Genomic DNA, 20968 nt, shown 5'->3' with positions numbered 1-20968 from the left:
TCCATGACAAAGCCCTGATTAAATGTTTTTTAACATCTAATCAGGGCTTTTTACAAAAGAGGCTTAGAACGAATTATGTCCCAGCCCCGTTTTTATTTTGCGCGACGAATTTGTCGTAAAAAGAATAAGCCATAAAAGCAGGCTAAGAAAAAGATTAACAATGCTGCGAAGTAAAAAGTATATATTGGACTGCCTAACACTTGTGAGAGTGGGCCACCGATAATCGGTCCTGCCATAGCACCAAAACCTTGTATACTGTTGATGACACCCCATGTTTCTTCCTGTTCAGAAGGATGTATAAATCCTGCCATAAACGTATTCCACGCTGGAAGTAGGAGACCATATATCATACCGACAATGAGTGCGATCATCCAAACGAACCAAATATTTGTAAAAAATGTAAAAGAAATCATTGCGATGCCGTAACATAAAAACCCGACAAAAATCATACTATACATAAAGCGATGTGCGTATTTATCAATCAACTTGGATAAGCCTAACATCGAAATCGTACAGCCAATCCCACCAATGATGATAGCGACCGTATACTCCACAGTTGTAACGCCGACAATGTCTACCGCATATTGTGGTAAGACGGGAATGAGTGCACTGATGGCAATCCCTTGAAGTAAAATACCTGGAAACAAGATCAAGTGTCGACGAGAGACGCTGACAATTTGTTTCAGTTGCTGGCGTACATTTTTAGTATGGTAGTCTGTCAATTGTACTTTCACAAAAAAGTAGAGTATAAAGGCAACCGCGACGATTAATGGCATTAAGAAGTTGAAAGTAATTGGATGACTCTTAAATATCAAGTTCATGCCAATCATACCGACTAACAAACCGGCGAGCCATGCAAAATAGACATAACCCATCTGTTTGCCGCGAGAGGTTTCGTCTACATTTGCTAACATCACAACCCAGATAGGGCATACCGCAATGCCTAACATTAAAGCACTGACGATAAGTACAACTGGAGACGTTGGCATAAAAATAACAAGGACTAAACTGGCGAGCGCCAAAATAAAGCCGAGTGTCAAGACGATGCGAGGGCCCCAGCGTTTTAAAATAAAGCCAACAAAAAAGTTAGAAATGGCATCCGCAACAAAATGGACGGAGATAGCTGCAGAGGTAATCCCAACAGCAATTGATGTCGCTGTTGGGAGCAGTGGTAGATAGCTAAGAACGTACATACCACGCGCAAACTCCATTAGAAATAAAATAACAATTAATAATGAAAAGTTTTTCATATATTGTCGATCATTTAACGAGTAGTTTTGCATATAAAGGAACCTTTCCATAAACATTCTGATACGCAGCTGCATCGTGCAGTAAGTGAAGTAAGTCATCACAAATTTTTTGCGTTGCATCAGAAATACGTGCATCAGCCATGTGTTGTACCATTTGTTGGCGTTCATCGATGTGTTGTAACAAATGCGTTACAGTGTCAATTGCTTCACTTGGCGTGTTCGCAATCTTACCAAATCCTTTGTCCTCAAAATAGTAGGCATTCTCTAGTTCTTGTCCAGGCGCAGGATTTAAGAAAATCATCGGTATTTGACGCGTCAAACCTTCAGAAATGGTAATGCCACCAGGCTTCGTAATCATCAATTGACTCGCTACCATCCACTCGTTCATATGTTTCGTATAGCCAAGAATCAACACATTCGGTGTATCTTCAAACGCGCGTGAAAGTTGGCGTTTAAGGTCCTTACTACGTCCACAAACCATTACAACTTGCGCATTCGGTGTCTGATCGATAATACTTTGAATCATCTCTTCAAACCCTTTTGAGACGCCGAAAGCACCTGCAGACATTAAAATTGTCGGTGCCTCAGGATCTAAATTGTGTTGGCGCATCCATTGTGTGTTGTCGATTGGCGCTTCAAATTGGGCGGACACGGGAATACCAGTCACTTTTGTATGTTCACTTGGAATGCCGATATTCGTTAACTCTGCCTTTAAGTCATCTGTTGCAACATAGTAGCGTGACGAGTTCGGTGTAATCCAGTTTTTATGCATGCGATAATCTGTTAACACAGTCGCAATCGGAATGTTCATATTAAATTGTTGTGTTAACACTGACATAACAGGTGTCGGGAATGTCAATAAGATTAAATCCGGCTTTTCTTTCAATAGGAGATTTAACAATTTATTCAAGCCATAATATTTATAGAAACATTTATCTAATTCGTCCGGACGACTGTAATAAAATGCTTTGTACATACGACGAAAATATTTAAAGCTATTAATGTACCATTGCTTACAAATTGTCGTTAAAATAGGGTGCGCTTCTAAAAATAAATCGTGTTCAATGACCGTTAAGTCATCTAACTGCATCGCATTAAAACGTGACACAATGCTGTTTGTAACTTGAATATGGCCATTGCCAAAAGACCCCGTCAGTATTAATATTTTTTTCTTTTGAGTACTCATATGAGTGGCCTCCATATATAGTTTAGACATAAAGATAGGTAAGAAATAGATTATGTATATCAATCGTTAGCTCTGGACCATATCTGAACCGTACTTTACAGTCTAATCACTTAACCATAGTTTACCGTATCCTAAAAAAATTGTGAAAAGATAAGAAAGAGGTTGCGATAAATCTAATACGCTAAAACAATAGTGTCCCTCATACTTATTTCTCTATACGTTACATATTTTTTTCATTCTACTATCTTAATATATTGCGCAACGGGATACAATACAAAGAGATTTTCTAAACAATTATGTGCGGTATTTTAACAGAAAAAATGATGTAACTTGTATGATTTTATAATGAAACGTGTATAATGAATGAGTGTATAAAAAAGGAGAGATATGTGTGAATGCGCAAGAACTTTTTCAACATATATTAATGAAGCAAGTTGTAGGAACACTCGATAGAAACATAGATGATATTACGACAGATTCACGTACCGCAAGACAAGGCAGTATTTTCGTGGCGTCAAAAGGATACACAGTAGACAGCCACCGCTTTGCACAAGACGTTGTGAACCAAGGCTGTCAAGTCGTTGTTGTCAGTCGTGAACTTGAATTAGAAGGCGATGTGACACAAGTGATCGTTCCAGACACATTGCGTGTAGCGAGCCATCTGGCACATCGTTTGTATGATTTTCCAAGTCAGCAGCTCACAACGATTGGTGTAACTGGTACGAACGGTAAGACATCCATAGCGACAATGGTGCATCATATTTTTCGTAAACTAGGTAAGGGCAGTGCGTATCTAGGGACAAATGGTTTTCAAATTAACGAACATGTCACTAAAGGTCAAAATACGACGCCTGAAACTGTGTCGCTCACAAAAAAATTACATGAAGCGGTTGAAGCAGATGCCAAAGCGATGACGTTAGAAGTATCATCGCATGGTTTGAGCTTAGGTCGCCTGAGTGGTGTGACATTTGATGTTGCGATTTTTTCAAATTTAACACAAGACCATTTAGATTTTCACGGCACAATGGAAGCATACGGTCATGCGAAATCATTGTTATTCAGCCAACTTGGTCAAGACGTGTCAAAACCGAAATATGCGATTGTGAATAATGATGATGCGTTTTCTGAGTATTTGAAGACAGTGACGCCATATGAAGTGATTACTTATGGTATTGAACAAGAAGCCCAATTTATGGCGCAAAATATTGAAGCCATTTTACAAGGTGTGACGTTTGACTTTGTAACACCGTTTGGCACGTACCCTGTGAAGTCCCCTTATGTGGGTGCGTTTAACATTGCTAACTTGATGGCGGCAATGCTTGGTGTCTGGGTGACAGGTGAAGATTTAGAGCGTGTGACACAAGTCGTTGAAACGTTAGAACCTGTAGAAGGCCGTTTAGAAGTGTTAGATCCATCATTACCGATTGATTTAATTATTGACTATGCACATACTGCAGATGGTATGACGAAGCTGATTGATGCGGTCCAACCATTTGTGAAACAGAAGTTAATCTTTTTAATCGGTATGGCAGGCGAGCGTGATTTGACGAAAACACCTGAAATGGGACGTGTCGCATCGCGTGCGGATTATGTGATTTTGACGCCTGATAACCCAGCGAATGATGACCCTAAAATGTTAACGGCAGAGTTAGCCAAAGGGATGACGCACGATAACTATGTTGAGTTTACAGATCGTGCGGAAGGTATTCGCCATGCGATTGATGTAGCAGAGCCGGGAGATACTGTTGTATTAGCTTCTAAAGGACGCGAGCCATTCCAAATTATGGCAGGTCATGTCAAAGTACCACATCGTGACGACTTAATTGGTTTAGAAGCGGCATATGCGAAGTTTGGAGGTCAACCTGATGAAAATTAGAGAGAGCCATAGTGAAAACTACTCAGCCAAAGTGTTTATTTATGAGAATAAAAAAGAAGATTATTTCGTTGTAGCCGTACCTGACTTGAATTGGTCAATTTTGATTGATGATGAATGGTTTGGTGAGGCATTAACAGAACATTTAATGATGCATCTTTTTAGTGTTTTAGATGAAGAAGAGTCTGAAATATTAGCTTTACGTATTACACAATGGGTACAAGAAACATAGAATTAGAAGGAGTTTTGAGATGAGTATCAGAGATGAAGTAACAGCACGTAAGACCTTTGCGATTATTTCGCATCCGGATGCTGGGAAGACGACTTTAACTGAAAAGCTTTTATACTTCAGTGGTGCAATCCGTGAAGCGGGTACAGTTAAAGGGAAGAAAACAGGTAAATTTGCGACAAGTGACTGGATGAAAGTTGAACAAGAACGTGGGATTTCGGTAACAAGTTCTGTCATGCAGTTTGACTATGATGACTACAAAATTAATATTTTGGATACACCAGGACACGAAGACTTTTCTGAAGACACGTACCGTACATTAATGGCAGTGGACAGTGCAGTCATGGTTATCGACTGCGCAAAAGGGATTGAGCCGCAAACATTGAAGTTATTCAAAGTTTGTAAAATGCGTGGGATTCCAATCTTTACATTTATTAATAAATTAGACCGTGTTGGTAAGGAACCTTTTGAATTATTAGATGAAATTGAAACAACATTAGGTATTGAAACATATCCAATGAACTGGCCAGTAGGTATGGGCCAAAACTTCTTCGGTATTATCGATCGTCATGAACGTACTATTGAACCGTTCCGTGATGAAGAAAATATTCTACACATCAATGAAGATTACGAATTGGAAGAAGCGCATGCGATTGCGGATGACAGTGCCTTCACACAAGCGATTGAAGAATTAATGCTGGTTGATGAAGCGGGTGAATCATTCGATGAAGAAGCGTTAAAAAGCGGCGACTTAACACCTGTCTTTTTCGGTTCAGCATTGGCAAACTTTGGTGTACAAAACTTCTTAAACGCCTATGTCGACCATGCACCAATGCCACATTCGCGTCAAACAGAAGAAGATACAGAAGTCAGCCCGTTCGACGATCAATTCTCTGGATTTATCTTCAAAATCCAAGCAAATATGGATCCGAAACACCGTGACCGTATTGCATTTATGCGTATCGTAAGTGGTGCATTCGAGCGTGGTATGGATGTGAAGTTGCAACGAACAGGCAAAAAATCAAAAATTACACGTTCAACGAGCTTTATGGCGGATGATAAGGAAACAGTTAACCATGCCGTTGCAGGTGACATTATCGGTTTATACGATACTGGGAACTTCCAAATCGGTGACACACTTGTCGGTGGCAATCAAAAGTTCCATTTTAAAGCATTGCCACAGTTTACACCAGAAATTTTCATGAAAGTATCGCCGAAGAACGTCATGAAACAAAAGCATTTCCATAAAGGTATTGAGCAACTTGTACAAGAAGGTGCGATTCAATATTATCAATCATTGCATACGAACCAAATTATTTTGGGTGCAGTCGGGCAGTTACAATTTGAAGTATTTGAGCATCGTATGAAAAACGAATATAACGTAGATGTGATTATGGAGCCAGTCGGTAAGAAAATTGCACGTTGGATTGAAAACGAAGAAGATGTTGAAGATAAAATGAACTCAAGTCGTTCGATCCTTGTAAGAGACCGTTTCGATAATAAAGTCTTCTTATTCGAAAATGACTTTGCGACACGCTGGTTTGAAGAGAAATTCCCGAACATCAAACTTTATAGCTTACTGTAGAACGAATGCTAGTGAGTTTTGTTGAGATATAATATGGCAATGTCGTGATTTCTTCAACTTTTGGCTATTATTTAATTTAAAACTCTGTTATAATACTTAAGCATAAATTAAATACCTATGACAGCTATGTCAGAGGGGAGTAACTTGATTAACGTATTCAGACGTTAATAACACTTTGTCGTCATTACGAAGAGATATTCTTCCGGTAAAGTGGGCATATAGAGATGCTAAGTGAGACCTTTGCTATTTATTTAGCATAGGTCTCTTTAATTTTGCCCAAAAGAAATTGCATATGCATGTATGAAAGAGGAGGGATCTTTAATGGATCCAAGTTTAATTTTATCGTATGGATGGGTTGTCCTTGTATTAGTCTTTTTAGAAGGCTTACTTGCAGCAGATAACGCCATCGTAATGGCCGTGATGGTCAGACATTTACCACCAAAACAACGTAAAAAAGCACTGTTTTACGGTTTACTAGGTGCCTTTGTTTTTCGTTTTATCGCATTGTTCCTAATCAGTATTTTAGCGAACTTCTGGTGGATTCAAGCAGCAGGTGCGGCATATCTACTCTTTATGTCAGCTAAGAACCTGTATCAGTTCTTTAGTAAAAAAGGTGCCGATCATTCAGAGGAATCACTGAATGACGATACACATGACTTTGAAAAAGAAGTTAGCGCCAAAGAATTCTGGGGTACAGTGGCGAAAGTCGAATTTGCAGATATTGCTTTTGCCATCGACTCAATGCTTGCAGCGCTTGCCATTGCTGTGACTTTACCTAAGATTGGTATTCACTTTGGTGGTATGGACGCCGGACAATTCGGTGTTATGCTTACAGGTGGATTAATCGGTGTTATCTTAATGCGTTTTGCAGCAACATTCTTTGTAGAATTCCTAAACAAATACCCAGGTTTAGAAGGTGCTGCATTCGCGATTGTTGGTTGGGTAGGTATCAAGTTAGTCATTCTAGTATTGGCTCACGAAGATATTGGTGTCTTACCACACGACTTCCCACACTCAGCAACATGGCAAATCATTTTCTGGGTAGTCATGATTGGACTTGTCGTAATCGGTTGGTTCACATCAGTTGTTAACAACAAAAAGCATCAGTCATAATCAAATGATACGAACACACGTCGTTGCAGTTATTCGCAATGCGTGTGTTTTTATTTGGCTAAAATTAGATTATAGATATTCGTTTAATTCGAATCGTAATCATGTTATTTTTTTAATATTGGTAATGAAATATTACGGAATTTTAGAGTTGAATATGGCATAATAGTAACAAAGGTATTGAAGGAGGGCGCGCAATGGATCAAGACAAAAAGCATGTGATCCCACGACGTTCATACAGACGCAAACGTCGTGAGTTTTTTCATAATGAAGAGCGTGAGGCACGCATTAAAGAACAGCAGAAGGCAGATGCGCTAAAGGCTGAGAAGGAAAAGGCGCAAGTAAAGAACAACGAGGAGCGTGTGAAGGATAACTTGCGAAAAGCACGTATTGAAAAGCTGACACATGATGAACCGAAGCAAGACAAGCCTGTGTCCGCGCAGTCAAAACTCGACGCTGATTCACAGAGTGCGAAGGTGTCAGAGACATCAAGTACGACAACGGAGACAACAGATGTCGTGCAGAACGACCAGCCAGCGACAGAACAGATGCGCGTACAACAAAATCTATACAAACAACAAGCGAATGAAATTCAGCGTGAAAAAACAGAACAAGCATCTAAAACAGGGCAAGATGAGGCTGTTACGCAAAACGCAGACGTTCAAGAAGAAAAGCAACGTCATCACTACACGGCGAAAAAAGATTGGACTGAAAAGGTCACCCAATTTATAACACGTGAATGGGCGAAAATCCTTATCGTACTCGGTGCGTTATTAATCTTGATATTACTATTTGCAATTTTTCATAATGTAAATGGCAGTGATAATAATGAACAAGCAGCGATTGAAGACGTTCAATCTAAGGCTGGCAAAGATAAGAACGTTACACGCACAATGGAAATTGCCAATGCAGCTACGAAATCTGTCGTTGCAGTTGAAAACAATCAGGAAGTTACACCAGAAACCGTACAAGATGCGGAACAACAAGCGCAACCACAGAATGAAAGTGGCTCAGGTGTCGTCTACAAAAAAGTAGACGACTTACTTTATATTTTAACGAATGCACACGTAGTCGGCGATAAAAAGCAACATGAATTAACGTATGCCAATGGTAAGACAGTAACCGGTACAGTTGTTGGCGCAGATAAGTGGTCAGACATTGCTGTGATGACTGTCAAAGCATCAGATGTGGATGGAGATCAGCTAAAACCAATCAAGCGTGGAGATGCGAACAATCTTATTTTAGGCGAACCAGTCCTAGTTGTTGGGAACCCACTAGGTATGGACTTTAGAAACACTGTTGGAGAAGGTATCGTTTCAGGATTGGACCGTAATGTACCCATTGATATAGACAAAAATAATGAATATGATATGCTAGTTCATGCGTTCCAAGTTGATGCACCTATTAATCCGGGTGATTCAGGTGGTGCTGTTGTCGATCAAGACGGTCAGTTAATCGGTATTGCGTCATTAAAAATCAGCATGCCAAATGTTGAAGGGATGGCGTTCGCAATTCCAATTAATGATGCAGAGAAGGTTGCTAAAAAACTTGAAAAAGACGGCAAAATCGACCACCCAAATACCAAAATTAGCTTAAAAGATGTTGCAGTCATTTCACAAAATGAACGTGATACGTTTGGTATTGATGACAAAGTCAAAGAAGGCGTTGTTGTAGAAGATATTGCCAAAGATAGCGTAGCGCGTGATTCAGGCTTGAAAACAGGCGATGTCATTACAGCATTTGATGGTAAACCAATCAAAGACAGACTTGTTTATCGTCAGCAATTATTCAATCACTTAGATAAAGGTAAACCAATCAAATTAAAAGTATTGCGTGAGGGTGAGGTTAAAAATATCTCATTTGATCTGTAAAACGTTGGAGTGAATCATCGTGTCAATCATTAATCAATTGTTTAAAAAGGCCAGTCCGCAACAAGGGATTGTCATGTATTATCTCTTTGCAATTATCGGCGCATTTTTATTGTTGAACTTGCCGGGCGTACATAAGCCAGGTGTGAAAGTCGCACCTATTGATACACTTTTTGTCGCTGTTTCCGGCGTGAGTGTAACAGGCCTAACCCCTGTAAATATTTCTGAAACGTACTCAGCATTCGGCTATATCGTTCTATTATTTATATTGAATACAGGTGGTATCGGCGTTATGGCAATCGGTACATTGCTGTGGGTTGTCTTAGGTAAGCACATCGGTATTCGTGAGCGCCAGTTAATCATGTTGGATAACAACAAAGATTCAATGAGCGGCACAGTAAGACTTATTTTTGACATTATACGTGCGATATTAGTGATTGAATTTGTTGGCGCAACATTACTAACATTCTACTTTTATCGAGATTTGCATAACTTGAAGGAAGCCATCATGCAAGGCGTCTTTGTCTCGATTTCCGCAACAACGAATGGTGGGCTAGACATTACAGGCGACTCGCTTATTCCGTATGCAAACGATTATTTCGTTCAAACAATTGTGATGTTCTTAATCGTATTAGGGTCGATTGGTTTCCCTGTGTTATTAGAAATTAAAGCCTATATTAAAAATAGAATTCCCAATTTCCGTTTTTCACTCTTTACAAAAGTGACAACCGTGACATATTTGGCAATTCTTGTGCTAGGAACACTCGGTATTTTATTTATTGAAACAAAAGGCGTTTTTGCAGGTGAGACATGGCATAAAACATTTTTCTATGCACTGTTTCAATCTGTTACAACCCGAAGTGCAGGGTTACAAACATTTGATGTCGCACAATTTTCAGATGCAACCAATCTATTGATGGGGGGACTCATGTTTATCGGTTCATCTCCTAGCTCAGTTGGTGGCGGTATTCGAACAACAACGTTTGCGATATTAATATTATTTATTTTGAATTACAAACCAAACGCTGAAAAATCGGCAATTAAAGTCTTTAATAGAGAGATTCATGTTCAGGACATTCAACGTTCATTTGCGGTATTTATTATCGCAGTCTTGTTTACCTTTGCAGGGACATTCATCATTATGTTAAACGAAGCAGGACGCGTTGACTTTATTCAAATTTATTTCGAAATCATGTCAGCGTTCGGAACGTGCGGTCTATCAACAGGGATTACTTCTGAACTAGGCAGTGTGTCAAAAGTCGTGTTGATGATTTTGATGTTTGTCGGACGTGTCGGCTTAATATCATTTATTATTATGATTAGTGGTAACCGTGAAGCTGCGAAATATCATTATCCGAAAGAACATATTCAAATCGGTTAATGGGCAGTTGAATATTAAAAGAAAATATTTCATATAAGGTTGGATAGACATTCCAAAAATGTTTGATGGAGACGTAAAGTTGAAATGAGACACCGGGATGTTTATCCAATTTTTTCGTTCTGCATATTGTCGCTATGTTAAAATAGAAGGGATTATGTATAAAGGTGAGGGGAACAGCCATGCGTCAAAATGATGAAGTCCATATTCAAATATTAGCAACGTCCGACATGCATAGCCGTATACTTGATGGAGATGCTGAATCGCATATTTATCGTGCAGGCACGTATATTGAACAAGTACGTGAACAATATAAAAATGTGCTACTATTGGACAATGGTGGAAGTTTAGCAGGGAGTATCGTGTCGTTTTACTATGCGGTTGTTGCGCCATATAAACGTCATCCAATGATTAAACTTATGAATGCGATGAATTACGATGCAAGCGGTATGAGTGCAAGTGGCTTCAAGTTTGGATTAGACTTCCTCAATCGTTCGGTCGCTTTAGCACGTTTTCCTTGGTTATCTGCCAATATCACGTATGCGATGATTAAAGAACCGTACTTTTCGACGCCATATTTATTGAAAGAATTTGATGGCGTACGTATTGCGGTAGTCGGCTTAACGTCGGATGATTTAGTACGCAATGAAAATATCGAAATGGAAAATGATATTGCGGTGGAACATGCTACGACAGCTGCTAAGCGATGGATTCGTTACATTCATGAAGTTGCAGAGCCTGACTTTTTAATCGTGCTGTATCATGGCAATCGTTTTAAAGAAAGAGAATCAAGTGAAGCGAATATCGATAATCAAGCGCAAACCATTATGCGTGAAGCGGGAATCGTTGACTTGATGATTACAGGGCATGAATACGAGACAAAAGTGGATTGTGAAGGACGGACTGCCTTTGTTCAAGCAGGGCAAAATGCAGAAAAGCTGATACACGTAGATGTGAAGTTTCGTAAGCGTCGCAATACGAACGAACTTTTAGCAGTTACACCAGAAATCGTTCATTTAGAGTCTTATGAAGAAAGTGCATCGTTATTAAAGGTCACACATTATGACCGTAAAGCCGTTCGTAAGTGGGAAAATGAAGTGATACATTCAACACCAATACATCTAGGATTCGAGTCATTTGCTGAACTGTTACAACAACGTCATCCATTTATTCAGCTATTGAGCGATGCGATAAAACAGGCAGTATCATGTGACATCACATGTGTGCACTTGCCATTACCGACATCAAAAGGGCTCGAAGGTAGTATTCACAATAAAGATATTTATCACGTATATCCTCATCCAGATAAACCTTTAGATATCGCATTAAAAGGCGCTGACATTAAGCGTTTAATTGAGCACTCAGCTGCCCAACTCATCGTGAAGGAGCAACAAGCGATATTGGATGCATCACAAGATCCAACCTTGTTTCAATTTTGGTCAGGATTCGATTACACCATTGATATGTCACGTCCAAAATATGATCGCGTTGTAGACTTTGGATTAAATGAAACATACACGTATCGCGTTGCAATGACAGACTACTGTTATAGACATTATCGCCAACAGTTAACGCAAGCGGTGATCCATCAAAGCCATCCAGTAACCATGCCAGAATTAATGACAGAATTACTACAGCAAGAACAGCCGATTAAGTTAGAGACCAGCAATATGTTAATCGTAGGGAAAGAGGGACATGAATGAAAGTAACAGTGAAAGTTAGAAAAACAACCGGAAAAGAAAAAGTAAAGTTTTTGGTGACATTGTTAGTTGTAGGACTTGTCATATACTTCCTAAACAAATAGGTTGTATATAGTAAAAAAGTATTGTTAGTATTCCAATTGGGTAGTATAGTGATACATGTAAGCTCTTTTACGACTTACATTTAATGTGTAAGGAGGTGACGCCTTATGCGCGACATAATACATGAACTCCTGGAACATACAGTATTCGCCCTACTGATAGTCCCAGGAGTTCTAAAACAACTTAGATTATGGCATCTCGGTTATTTAGACCGACAGCCGAACAACAAAGAATAACATTATGTGGAGGCTATAGGTGCCTCCCTACACATTCATAATACTATTTTTATATGGAGGCTTCAAGTATGATTCAAGACATCTATTTATCACTGTTTATACTAAGCATGCCTTTACTCTTAATGATAGGGAGGAAAACGCATTTTTTCTTTTTAGATAGAAAATTAGAGAGAAAAAACAACCGTAAATAATGATGAGTGAATTAAGAAAAGAGATAGAAAAACTATTGGAGAGCAATATTTCAGGGTACAAGATTAGTAAAGAAACAGGTGTATCGCAGGGACGTATTTCAGATTTGAGAAATGGAAAACGTTCACTGGATGGTATTTCATTAGGTACAGCTGAAAAATTGTATAAGTATCAAAAACAGCTAGAAAAATAGAGTGTTAAGCATGTTATAATTAATAATGACATTAAGCATGTACAAGTTCATTATTAATATCATAGTGGGGGAATAGCTATGACAAATACACAAAAGGATATACTTGCGATTGGTTATAATATTACAGTAATTATCGTGTGTATTGGAATGATTGTATATATGTTGATGAATAAGTAAAAGCAATCGTCATTGGATCCAAGAGCAGAACTTTCCGAAACGACTGCATAGGATTTTCGACGATTGCTTCAACAATAGCATATTGGTTGGGGATTAAATCCCTTCAACGTAATTATAATACGAGGTAATGAAAAATGACAAATCTAACTAAAACAAAGATTAAAACTGTAGCGAACTATGCAATGGCTATGCTTTATATCGAGGTAGGATTGTACATCATTTTTAAATAAATATTGAAATGATTCAGTGAAGACAGTAATACAAAAGCCAAGCTCCCCGCTTAGTGAAAGTGGGGAGTTTTTATGCGCAAAATTGGCGATGTTTTAAATAGACAACAATATACTAAATTAAGTAAAAACAGTGGCCTTTCTATCTAAGCGAAAATAATAGCAGTAACAAGTCTAGTAAAATAGCTATTAGGTGAAGATTAATACACATGGTCAATATTTGGTCAACTTGTTATAGATTTAAATAAGATTGACCATGAATTGACCAAAAAAATTTATTTAGGGACGTTCTATCTCAATTCGGCCAAAAAAACCTGAACATAACAAAAAAGAACACTGCCGTAACAGTGTTCTTTTTATCTTAGCGGAAACGGAGGGAGTCATTGAGCGCTTATATTTCAACGGTTACAGCATTTTGGGAACGTCTCGGGGACGTTCACTACATACTTTTAATTAGGTTAATAGTCTTTTGCTTTTCTTCTGTCGCAGTTTCTTCTAATAAATGAGAATAAACTTCTAATGTTGTTTTTATGTTGGCATGTCCAAGCCTTTTAGAAATATAGTAAATTGACACACCACCGTGTAATAAATAAGAACAATGTGTATGTCTGATTGAGTGCAATGTATAGTTGCCAATTCTATTTTCTAAACAGAATTTTTGAAGAACTTTTGTAACAGCATTATTTGTTATTAATGAATGACCAGTGTTGAATATTTGCTTATTCATATTGATGGGCATTTCTGATAATGTTTTCCGTAAAGTTTTCATATCTTCAGGTGGAATGTCAACAATACGATCAGATGTTTCTGTTTTTGTACCTCTTAAATGAATTGTATTTTTTAAGTAGTCAACATCATCAGTTGCTAGTTTTTGAACTTCTCCAAACCGTCCACCTGTAATAACTAAAATGTAGATAAAAAGATACGATTGTATAGGTACATTAGCTACATAAGCTTTTAAATTTTTATAATCTGTTATACTCATAAATTTATCTTCTTCAGGTTGACTGGGTTTTTTGCCTTTAATAATCGCTTTATAAGTGGGGTCTTTGTAAATAAGTCCTTCTTGTACCGCATCAGACAAAGACGCTTTTAGACAATTGTGTATCTTTTTGACCGATTCAGTTGCATGATTAGCGCTATACCATTTAATAAATTTACGATATAAAATAGTCGAGAAGTTGTTCAATGTAATATCGTCTAGGTTTTCAGTTGCTAAAAATTTTTTAAACTGATTAATAGCATTAACATATGTCTGGTATGCTTTATCTGTAATTACATTCTTTTTATTAACTTCAATCCATTGCCCATAATACTCGATAAAGGAACTTTTATTATTAATAGCTATACCTTGCATTAGTTTATTTTTAGCTATAGTTTCAGCTTCAGTTGCTTCTCTTTTTGTTTTAAAACCTTTCTTTTTATATCGCTTTCCTTCATAGCCGAAATCATAATACCATTTGTTACCATTGTATTTTTTAACACTCATTCTCTTCACTCCTTTTAGAACGTATGTTCTGTTTGTGTTTAAAAAATATATAGGGCAGGCGGGCTACCCAGTATATTCAAAATTATTTCATTATGGTATTAACCGTACCGGATTTCAGACGGTTAACTATACAAAAAAAGACCAGATGTTTTATCATCTGGTCAGCCGGATTGGATACCGGATATTTACATATTCATTATATCAATTGATTATAGAGAACGTCAAGTTAATTAGATAAAATATGGATTCTAATGAAATCTTCTATAACTTTCAAAGTGTTCTCACTAAATGATATATGACCAGTTGGATCGTATTTATTTAGTGTAGTTACTCTATTTTTGCTTATAGTAACAATTTGGTTAGGTATAGCATATGTAAGTTTACCAGCGAATCTTTCATACCTTTTAATTATTTTGGCAAGTTGTTCGTAATCCTCTTCGATGTTATTGAGTTTTTTCTCTAAAGCAGTTTTTGAATTTTTGGAATCAGCATCAGACTCAATAAAACCTTCGTGTAAACTTTTGATTCTTGTTAAATCATCGTGTAATATTAATCCATCATGCTCTAGTTTTTCAATTGCTTTTGAAACCAAATTTTCTTCGAGTCTTATCGTGAATTTTGTATCTTTTGACGTAAGTGGAACGACAGTAATAAGTTCGTTGCGTTTATTGTCATTTTTATTTAAAACGACGCAAAAATGATTACCAGAAAATTCAGAGCCCACATTAACTCCAAACTTAACGTATACGATAGTTCCTCTTGGATAAAATTTATAAAACTTCTTTCCAGAGTGGAGGGGTAAAAAATAATAAGGGTACGGTGGGGTACCTGGAAAATTGTATAAAAAAAGAGAGAGCGCAGATGCACCCTCTCATGTCGCAAATATTTCAGCGACTTGTCTAATTTGAAGCTTGCCGCAAATATTTCAGCGGCTTGTTTTGTATATATGTAATATACCATCAAAGAGAGTGTAGTACAAGCTATTTAACTAAGAAATCTATTTTTTATACTATTTTCAATTTTATCTACCGTTTCTTTTGTATATGATATTTCTCCGGCAGGGTCATACCTATTAATTTTCGATATTCTATCCTTGCTGATTGTAGTGATATTTAAAACATTAGCGTAGGTCTTTTTATACTTGAATCGCTCATATCTTTTGCGAACCTTCGAATATTTTTTGAAGTCGTCATTCAGCGATTTGTTTTCATCAAGTAATTTTTGATCGTATGGGTTTTCGGCTTTTGACACCTTTTCAAGATTGTTCATGATTTTTTTAGCTAAATCCTTACCCGTTGCGTCCATTTTTTCCAATACTAAAGGTAACAAATCTTCTTCGATATGCACATTGAATTTACTTCTGGAAGATGTAAGTGGAACTACCGTTAATATTGGATTTTTATTTGAATCGTGATTATTAAGTACCATACAAAAATGGTTTCCAGAAAACTCTCTGCCCACATTAACACCTAACTTTACATAAATTATAGTGCCTTTTTTATATCTGGTGTAACTTTTGTTTTCTTTTAACAATCTAACTTCATCCAATAAAAACTCTGAATATTCAAGACACCATGAATTCATATATTTAAATTTGTAAATCCCACTATTTTGAATCTTTTTAAAATTATTAACTGCTGCTTCTAAAGGTGCGTTCTCTTCCATCCCTCATCCTCCTCACGCCATATAGGCGCTGTTAATCAATATGCAATAATTGTTGTTTTTTCTTATCGAACTCTTCTTGAGAAATTACTCCGACATCTAATAATTCTTTATATTTTATTAATTCATCAGCAACAGAAAAACTCATTTTTTCAGATTTAGATGGTTTCATAGAACTTTCACGAATAGAGATTTGTTCTTGTATTGTTTCTGCCATTCTAGATACAGTATTTTTTGCTATGCTACCTATAGTGATGCTTGATGAACCGTGATGTATAATTATTTCGCCAAAAAGAAGTCCTTTTTTATACGAAACGGAATTGATTTTCTCGAATGGAAATTCATGAAATTTCAAACCGTATATCATCCCTTTATCTAAGAATAACAATCTTAGATCAGTACATACTATTAAGTAGGTATTATTATTGTACAATCCCGAAGTTACATACATTATGTTTTCGTTATCTTTTAAAATCATAGGTAGTTCTTTCACTTCTTTTTTTGTACCAAACAAATCCTCTACTCCTATTTCGCTAAATCTTTGGTAGACTTTAGATAAGTTTTCGTCAGATTTATTGATTTCACTTTCAAATTTTACTTCTTTTCTAGGTTTACTATGGTATTCTTTTAAAATTTCTCTTTTGTCTTCAACAGATAGTTGCTTGTATTGTTTCTTTTCTTCTTTTGTTTTAGTGGCTAAATATTGACTTTCAATCATACTTTCTTTGAATGTTAATCTATTTTTAGGTAATTCTTTCATTTTTCAGTTCTCCTTTAACTATAAAATAACTTTTCCTGCGACTTCAACATCATGGTTTTTATCAAAGAATAAATCAGGGTACTTAGGATTTAAAGATACTAATCTTATTCCTTCATCACTGATAAACACTTTTTTCAAAAAAGCTTCTCCATTAATTATAAAAATGCCAATTTGACCACTGTTTATTTGTTTAGTTTTGTCTATAAAGATAACTTCTTTATCCTCAAATAACGGTTCCATTGAGTCACCGTTTACCTGTAGCGCAAAGTCATGATTTGGTATATGTCCTCGATAATGTGTTTTGAATTTAACATCATCTATAAGTGTTTCGCCTGTACCGGCTGATGCATAGCCATAAACGACAACTTCTTCTGATACGATGTTGTTCGAATTGATATGTAAAACTTTGTTATTTTGTTCATTTAATTGTTCATTAGCAAAGTCTAGTACACGCTTTTGACGTTCATTTGTAAGTTGGTTATATATAGTGGTAATCCCGTTACTGACTTTATACGTGGTATCTATGTCACTTTTTAAAATACCGAATACATCAGCAATTTTTTGGATAACACCATGAGAAGGATTGGAGCGTAAATTTAAATAGTCACTCATAGTTGAGGGTTGTATACCGATTTTTTCAGCCAATTTCTTTTGAGTCATTCCAGATTCATTTATATATTTTCTTATATTACTGGCAATGATTTTATTTCTTTCTTTATCCATTTATAACACCTCCTTATTTCGTATTATACGAAATTTTCTAATCACAGTAAAGTTTTTTACGAAAAAAACGTATTTGTTGTTGACAATACGAAATTTTCGTATTATATTAGTGTCACAGAAAGGCGGTGATAACTTGAAAACATTAAAAGAGTTAAGAATAGATTATGGTATGACGCAAGAAGAACTAGGAAAGCTTTTTGGAGTATCGTCTCGTACGATTCAAAATATGGAAAGAGACTCAACGAACATAAAAGATAGTTTACTTTCTAAGTACATGGACGCTTTTAATGTTAAATACGATGATATTTTTTTAGGTAATGAATACGAAAATTTCGTATTCATGAATGATAAAAAGAAATCAGTTATTTTAGCATTCAAAAAGAAAAGAGAAAAAACTGTTTAAAGGAGTGATGCCGGATGCAAGTACTACAAGAAATTCAAATCCAAAACAATGAAGGATTAGGAGCAGTTGTTTCTAGCCGAGTAGTAGCAAATGAATTAGGAAGAAGGCATGCAGATGTTATTGAAGCATTAGAAACTATGATTTTAGAAAACGGAAATATCCGTTCTCTAATAATACCAAGCACTTACAAGGTTAAAGGTCAACGCAGAAGTTATAAAGAATATCTGCTAACTAAAGATGGTTTTACTTTATACATGTTCAATATTCAAGGTCATAATGAATTCAAAATAGCTTACATTAATAAGTTTAATGAGATGGAAAAGCGTCTTGCTCAACCTATTGCAAGTTACATGATAGATGACCCAGTTAAACGTGCTGAACTTTGGATTGAAGAACAGAAAGAAAAACAGGCATTGCAACTTGAAAACAATATGCAAAAACAAAAGATTGCTGAATACGAACCGAAAGCATCTTATTTAGACACTATTTTAAATAACAAGAGTTTAGTAACAGTCGGACAAATCGCAAAAGATTATGGTATGTCGGCTCAAGCGCTTAACAAGTTATTACACGACTTAAAGGTTCAGTACAAACAATCAGGACAATGGTTACTTTATTCAAATCTACATGACAAAGGTTACACACATTCTTCTACAACGGAGATTGAACATAAAGACGGTAGCACATCGGTTCGCATGAATACTAAGTGGACGCAAAAAGGTAGATTATTCATTTACGACTTACTAAAAGACAACGACATCCTACCGATGATAGAAAAACAATCAATTTAAGGAGTGACGAACTATGAAAACAAATCATTTCAAAAATTTATCTGAAGAGTTAGATCAGTTAGTAGATAAACATATTGCAAAGGTTATGGATGAAAGCGAAACATTTGAAGAAGTTATAAGTAAGCTGATTGAAGATAGGAGTATACAGAATCTCAGCAATAAATACAATTACATCAAAAGAAGAATTGAACTTTTAGCACTTAGCCAAAAAATAGAGCGCAAGGAGGTATAGCAATGCAGAAAGAAAAAGAACACAATATGCTATTGGGTTTGAAACTTGCTAAAGAAAAATTGAATGAAGCTCAAAGAAGATTGAGAAGTTCGATTAACAGAAAGTTAAAAGAAGAAAAAATTTCTTATATAGAAATAAAAGAAGTTCTCCATCTAGTAGACAGAGAACAACAGTTAAAAGCTAGTCTTCGTCGATAATATCGTCAACTATCAATGGTTGGTTCATGGTTTCAAGATAATTGTCATACTGTTCTTTGTTAAGGCCAAAGATGAAGACAGTTCTGCAAACTGCTTGACTGTTATCAAGCAAACCATCTGTTTTAGTTCCAACATGAATTAACTCCCAGCCATTTTTAAGAGCATCATTAGCCCTATCAATTGACCAATCATCATCAAACACAACTAAATGGTGATACTGTTCCATCTATTCCACCTCCCTTCACAAGGAGATGAGAAAAGTATAGCCCAACAAATATTAAAGGAGTGATTCCAATGGTACTTACAAATAGTTTACTACTTATTCATTTAATCATGAATATAGCTATTCTAATAACACTCGTAAGAATCGGTAGAGACTAAAACATATTTTCGAAACTTGTCTATACGTTCGTTAGAAACAATCTTCACGTATTTAGGAACGGTGTAAAAATTATATGAAAACCTTTCGAAATTATTCGGCAATATTAGCTCTGGATTATTCAACTGCCCATCTATCAATATTTGGTCTGATAGGCTACTGAACAAGTCCGAAGACTCAATAGGTTCTACTTCTATATGCTTCATAACATTGAGATTTTCATCTAGAAAAATTAAATCTTTTAGAAAATGAGATTTAGGCGAATCATTTACAACAGCAAAACTAAAATCAATATACCCGTCTTTCTTATCTACAGACATATCGGTTACGGCAAAATGAAACTTGTTTTGAGAACGAGTATAAATGATTGAGTAAATAGATGCAGCAAACGCTAAAAGAGCGATAACATTCGAGACTAAAACGGATTGAAAAAATTCCATAAGTGTACCACCTTTTTTATTAAATTATATCAGAAAGGAGTGGTTCAAATGACAAAAACATATTGGTACATGGATGACCTTATGAATGAAGTCGGCAGAGGAAGAAAGTGGGTCAATGACAACATTTTGAAAATACCTAAATTCCGAAAAGAGATTGAAGAATTCGGTCATTATCCTATTAACAACAATGATGAGTACATGTTTGTAGGTAGCAAGATGAAAAAATGGCTTGAAGATAATTTTAAAGAAATCGAGCGCTTCAAGTACATGTGAAAGGTGGTGAGAAATCATGAAAGCACTTATACCATGCTTAATGACTTTTTCAGTAGCGCTGATATTAACAACCGTATTGGCGTTCAACGGTGTTTATCTAACGACGCTGTTGTGGTGGGTGTTGTTCTCGGAGCTTATAACATATTTCGGTACATGTTATGTGCTGAAAGAATTAAAAAAAGACTGATAAGCAACGGCAATTGCGAATCAGTCAAACAATTAAAAAAAATATCCAGCACAATTATAACACATTATAGGAGGATGACGGAATGGACTTAGTAACAATCAAATATGCAGAATTCAAGCGCTTAGTTGC

General features: G+C 36.3%; 23 protein-coding genes and 1 riboswitch. Of the genes, 14 read left to right on the top strand and 9 right to left on the bottom strand.

The features are described 5' to 3' along the window. Nucleotides 1-92: 92 nt before the first annotated feature. Both ltaA and CD122_RS08775 read right to left on the bottom strand, forming a co-directional pair. Nucleotides 93-1283, bottom strand: a complete 1191-nt coding sequence (ltaA, locus tag CD122_RS08780) for a lipoteichoic acid biosynthesis MFS flippase LtaA (RefSeq protein WP_103358610.1) — start codon at nucleotides 1281-1283, stop codon at nucleotides 93-95. Then, nucleotides 1261-2436, bottom strand: a complete 1176-nt coding sequence (locus CD122_RS08775) for a diglucosyl diacylglycerol synthase (RefSeq protein ID WP_103358609.1) — start codon at nucleotides 2434-2436, stop codon at nucleotides 1261-1263. The genes ltaA and CD122_RS08775 overlap by 23 nt, the downstream gene beginning before the upstream one ends. Before the next feature lie 391 nt (nucleotides 2437-2827). On the opposite strand from CD122_RS08775, the gene CD122_RS08770 reads away from it, so the two are divergent. The 8 genes from CD122_RS08770 (at nucleotide 2828) to CD122_RS08735 (ending at nucleotide 12899) form a co-directional block, all read left to right on the top strand. After that, nucleotides 2828-4312 carry a UDP-N-acetylmuramoyl-L-alanyl-D-glutamate--L-lysine ligase gene (locus CD122_RS08770; RefSeq protein WP_103358608.1) on the top strand — a complete coding sequence of 495 codons (1485 nt, stop codon included), beginning with the start codon at nucleotides 2828-2830 and terminating at the stop codon, nucleotides 4310-4312. Further along, on the top strand, nucleotides 4302-4541 hold the full coding sequence (locus tag CD122_RS08765; protein WP_103358607.1) for a YueH family protein: 240 nt from the start codon (nucleotides 4302-4304) through the stop codon (nucleotides 4539-4541). The genes CD122_RS08770 and CD122_RS08765 overlap by 11 nt, the downstream gene beginning before the upstream one ends. 19 nt (nucleotides 4542-4560) lie before the next feature. Beyond that, nucleotides 4561-6123 (top strand): peptide chain release factor 3, encoded by a 1563-nt coding sequence (locus CD122_RS08760; RefSeq protein ID WP_103358606.1) that lies wholly within the window; start codon nucleotides 4561-4563, stop codon nucleotides 6121-6123. Nucleotides 6124-6243: 120 nt separating this feature from the next. Then, a riboswitch (yybP-ykoY riboswitch) is annotated at nucleotides 6244-6352 on the top strand. Nucleotides 6353-6444: 92 nt separating this feature from the next. Beyond that, nucleotides 6445-7236, top strand: a complete 792-nt coding sequence (locus CD122_RS08755) for a TerC family protein (RefSeq protein ID WP_103358605.1) — start codon at nucleotides 6445-6447, stop codon at nucleotides 7234-7236. Between the two features lie 194 nt (nucleotides 7237-7430). Then, on the top strand, nucleotides 7431-9104 hold the full coding sequence (locus tag CD122_RS08750) for a S1C family serine protease (protein WP_103358604.1): 1674 nt from the start codon (nucleotides 7431-7433) through the stop codon (nucleotides 9102-9104). Nucleotides 9105-9123: 19 nt separating this feature from the next. Further along, entirely contained in the window at nucleotides 9124-10482 is a 1359-nt protein-coding gene (locus CD122_RS08745; RefSeq protein WP_103358603.1) for a TrkH family potassium uptake protein, read from the top strand. A gap of 179 nt (nucleotides 10483-10661) precedes the next feature. Further along, entirely contained in the window at nucleotides 10662-12182 is a 1521-nt protein-coding gene (locus CD122_RS08740) for a bifunctional metallophosphatase/5'-nucleotidase (RefSeq protein WP_103358602.1), read from the top strand. 528 nt (nucleotides 12183-12710) lie between these two features. Then, nucleotides 12711-12899: a helix-turn-helix domain-containing protein gene (locus CD122_RS08735; RefSeq protein ID WP_103358620.1), complete on the top strand. Its 189-nt coding sequence runs from the start codon at nucleotides 12711-12713 to the stop codon at nucleotides 12897-12899. 843 nt (nucleotides 12900-13742) lie between these two features. Here the strand turns inward: CD122_RS08735 and CD122_RS08730 are convergent. From CD122_RS08730 to CD122_RS08710, 5 genes are all read right to left on the bottom strand, one after another. Beyond that, nucleotides 13743-14792 (bottom strand): tyrosine-type recombinase/integrase, encoded by a 1050-nt coding sequence (locus CD122_RS08730; protein ID WP_103358601.1) that lies wholly within the window; start codon nucleotides 14790-14792, stop codon nucleotides 13743-13745. 226 nt (nucleotides 14793-15018) lie between these two features. Continuing rightward, on the bottom strand, nucleotides 15019-15543 hold the full coding sequence (locus CD122_RS08725; RefSeq protein WP_103358600.1) for a type II toxin-antitoxin system PemK/MazF family toxin: 525 nt from the start codon (nucleotides 15541-15543) through the stop codon (nucleotides 15019-15021). A gap of 233 nt (nucleotides 15544-15776) precedes the next feature. Continuing rightward, complete coding sequence (locus CD122_RS08720; RefSeq protein ID WP_103358599.1) at nucleotides 15777-16457, bottom strand: type II toxin-antitoxin system PemK/MazF family toxin; 681 nt, start codon at nucleotides 16455-16457, stop codon at nucleotides 15777-15779. A gap of 31 nt (nucleotides 16458-16488) precedes the next feature. Beyond that, the gene (locus CD122_RS08715) at nucleotides 16489-17214 is read right to left on the bottom strand and encodes a PH domain-containing protein (RefSeq protein WP_103358598.1); all 726 of its coding nucleotides are present in this window, start codon (nucleotides 17212-17214) and stop codon (nucleotides 16489-16491) included. Between the two features lie 18 nt (nucleotides 17215-17232). Further along, complete coding sequence (locus CD122_RS08710; protein WP_103358597.1) at nucleotides 17233-17937, bottom strand: XRE family transcriptional regulator; 705 nt, start codon at nucleotides 17935-17937, stop codon at nucleotides 17233-17235. 133 nt (nucleotides 17938-18070) lie between these two features. Here CD122_RS08710 and CD122_RS08700 point away from each other — a divergent pair, with 133 nt between their 5' ends. The 4 genes from CD122_RS08700 to CD122_RS08685 are packed head-to-tail and all read left to right on the top strand — an operon-like array spanning nucleotide 18071 to nucleotide 19560. Beyond that, nucleotides 18071-18340 (top strand): helix-turn-helix transcriptional regulator, encoded by a 270-nt coding sequence (locus CD122_RS08700; RefSeq protein WP_103358619.1) that lies wholly within the window; start codon nucleotides 18071-18073, stop codon nucleotides 18338-18340. A 14-nt stretch (nucleotides 18341-18354) separates the two neighbouring features. Beyond that, nucleotides 18355-19131, top strand: coding sequence for a phage antirepressor KilAC domain-containing protein (locus CD122_RS08695; RefSeq protein WP_103358596.1), 777 nt, complete (start codon nucleotides 18355-18357; stop codon nucleotides 19129-19131). 13 nt (nucleotides 19132-19144) lie between these two features. Continuing rightward, complete coding sequence (locus tag CD122_RS08690) at nucleotides 19145-19363, top strand: hypothetical protein (protein ID WP_103358595.1); 219 nt, start codon at nucleotides 19145-19147, stop codon at nucleotides 19361-19363. A 2-nt stretch (nucleotides 19364-19365) separates the two neighbouring features. Next, the gene (locus CD122_RS08685; protein WP_103358594.1) at nucleotides 19366-19560 is read left to right on the top strand and encodes a hypothetical protein; all 195 of its coding nucleotides are present in this window, start codon (nucleotides 19366-19368) and stop codon (nucleotides 19558-19560) included. Here the strand turns inward: CD122_RS08685 and CD122_RS08680 are convergent. Beyond that, complete coding sequence (locus tag CD122_RS08680; RefSeq protein ID WP_103358593.1) at nucleotides 19544-19786, bottom strand: hypothetical protein; 243 nt, start codon at nucleotides 19784-19786, stop codon at nucleotides 19544-19546. The two genes, CD122_RS08685 and CD122_RS08680, sit on opposite strands and share 17 nt — an antisense overlap. Before the next feature lie 122 nt (nucleotides 19787-19908). Further along, a complete protein-coding gene (locus tag CD122_RS08675; protein WP_103358592.1) occupies nucleotides 19909-20379 on the bottom strand; it encodes a hypothetical protein in 471 nt (156 codons plus the stop codon). A 48-nt stretch (nucleotides 20380-20427) separates the two neighbouring features. On the opposite strand from CD122_RS08675, the gene CD122_RS08670 reads away from it, so the two are divergent. Next, nucleotides 20428-20652: a DUF771 domain-containing protein gene (locus CD122_RS08670; RefSeq protein WP_103358591.1), complete on the top strand. Its 225-nt coding sequence runs from the start codon at nucleotides 20428-20430 to the stop codon at nucleotides 20650-20652. Nucleotides 20653-20668: 16 nt separating this feature from the next. Beyond that, nucleotides 20669-20839 (top strand): hypothetical protein, encoded by a 171-nt coding sequence (locus CD122_RS11960; protein ID WP_169926499.1) that lies wholly within the window; start codon nucleotides 20669-20671, stop codon nucleotides 20837-20839. Nucleotides 20840-20968 lie beyond the last annotated feature (129 nt).

The sequence above is a fragment of the Staphylococcus rostri genome, from assembly GCF_002902145.1.
Classification (GTDB): Bacteria; Bacillota; Bacilli; order Staphylococcales; family Staphylococcaceae; genus Staphylococcus; species Staphylococcus rostri.
Note: the sequence above shows the minus strand (reverse complement) of the source record. Positions and strands in the feature narration are given on the sequence as shown.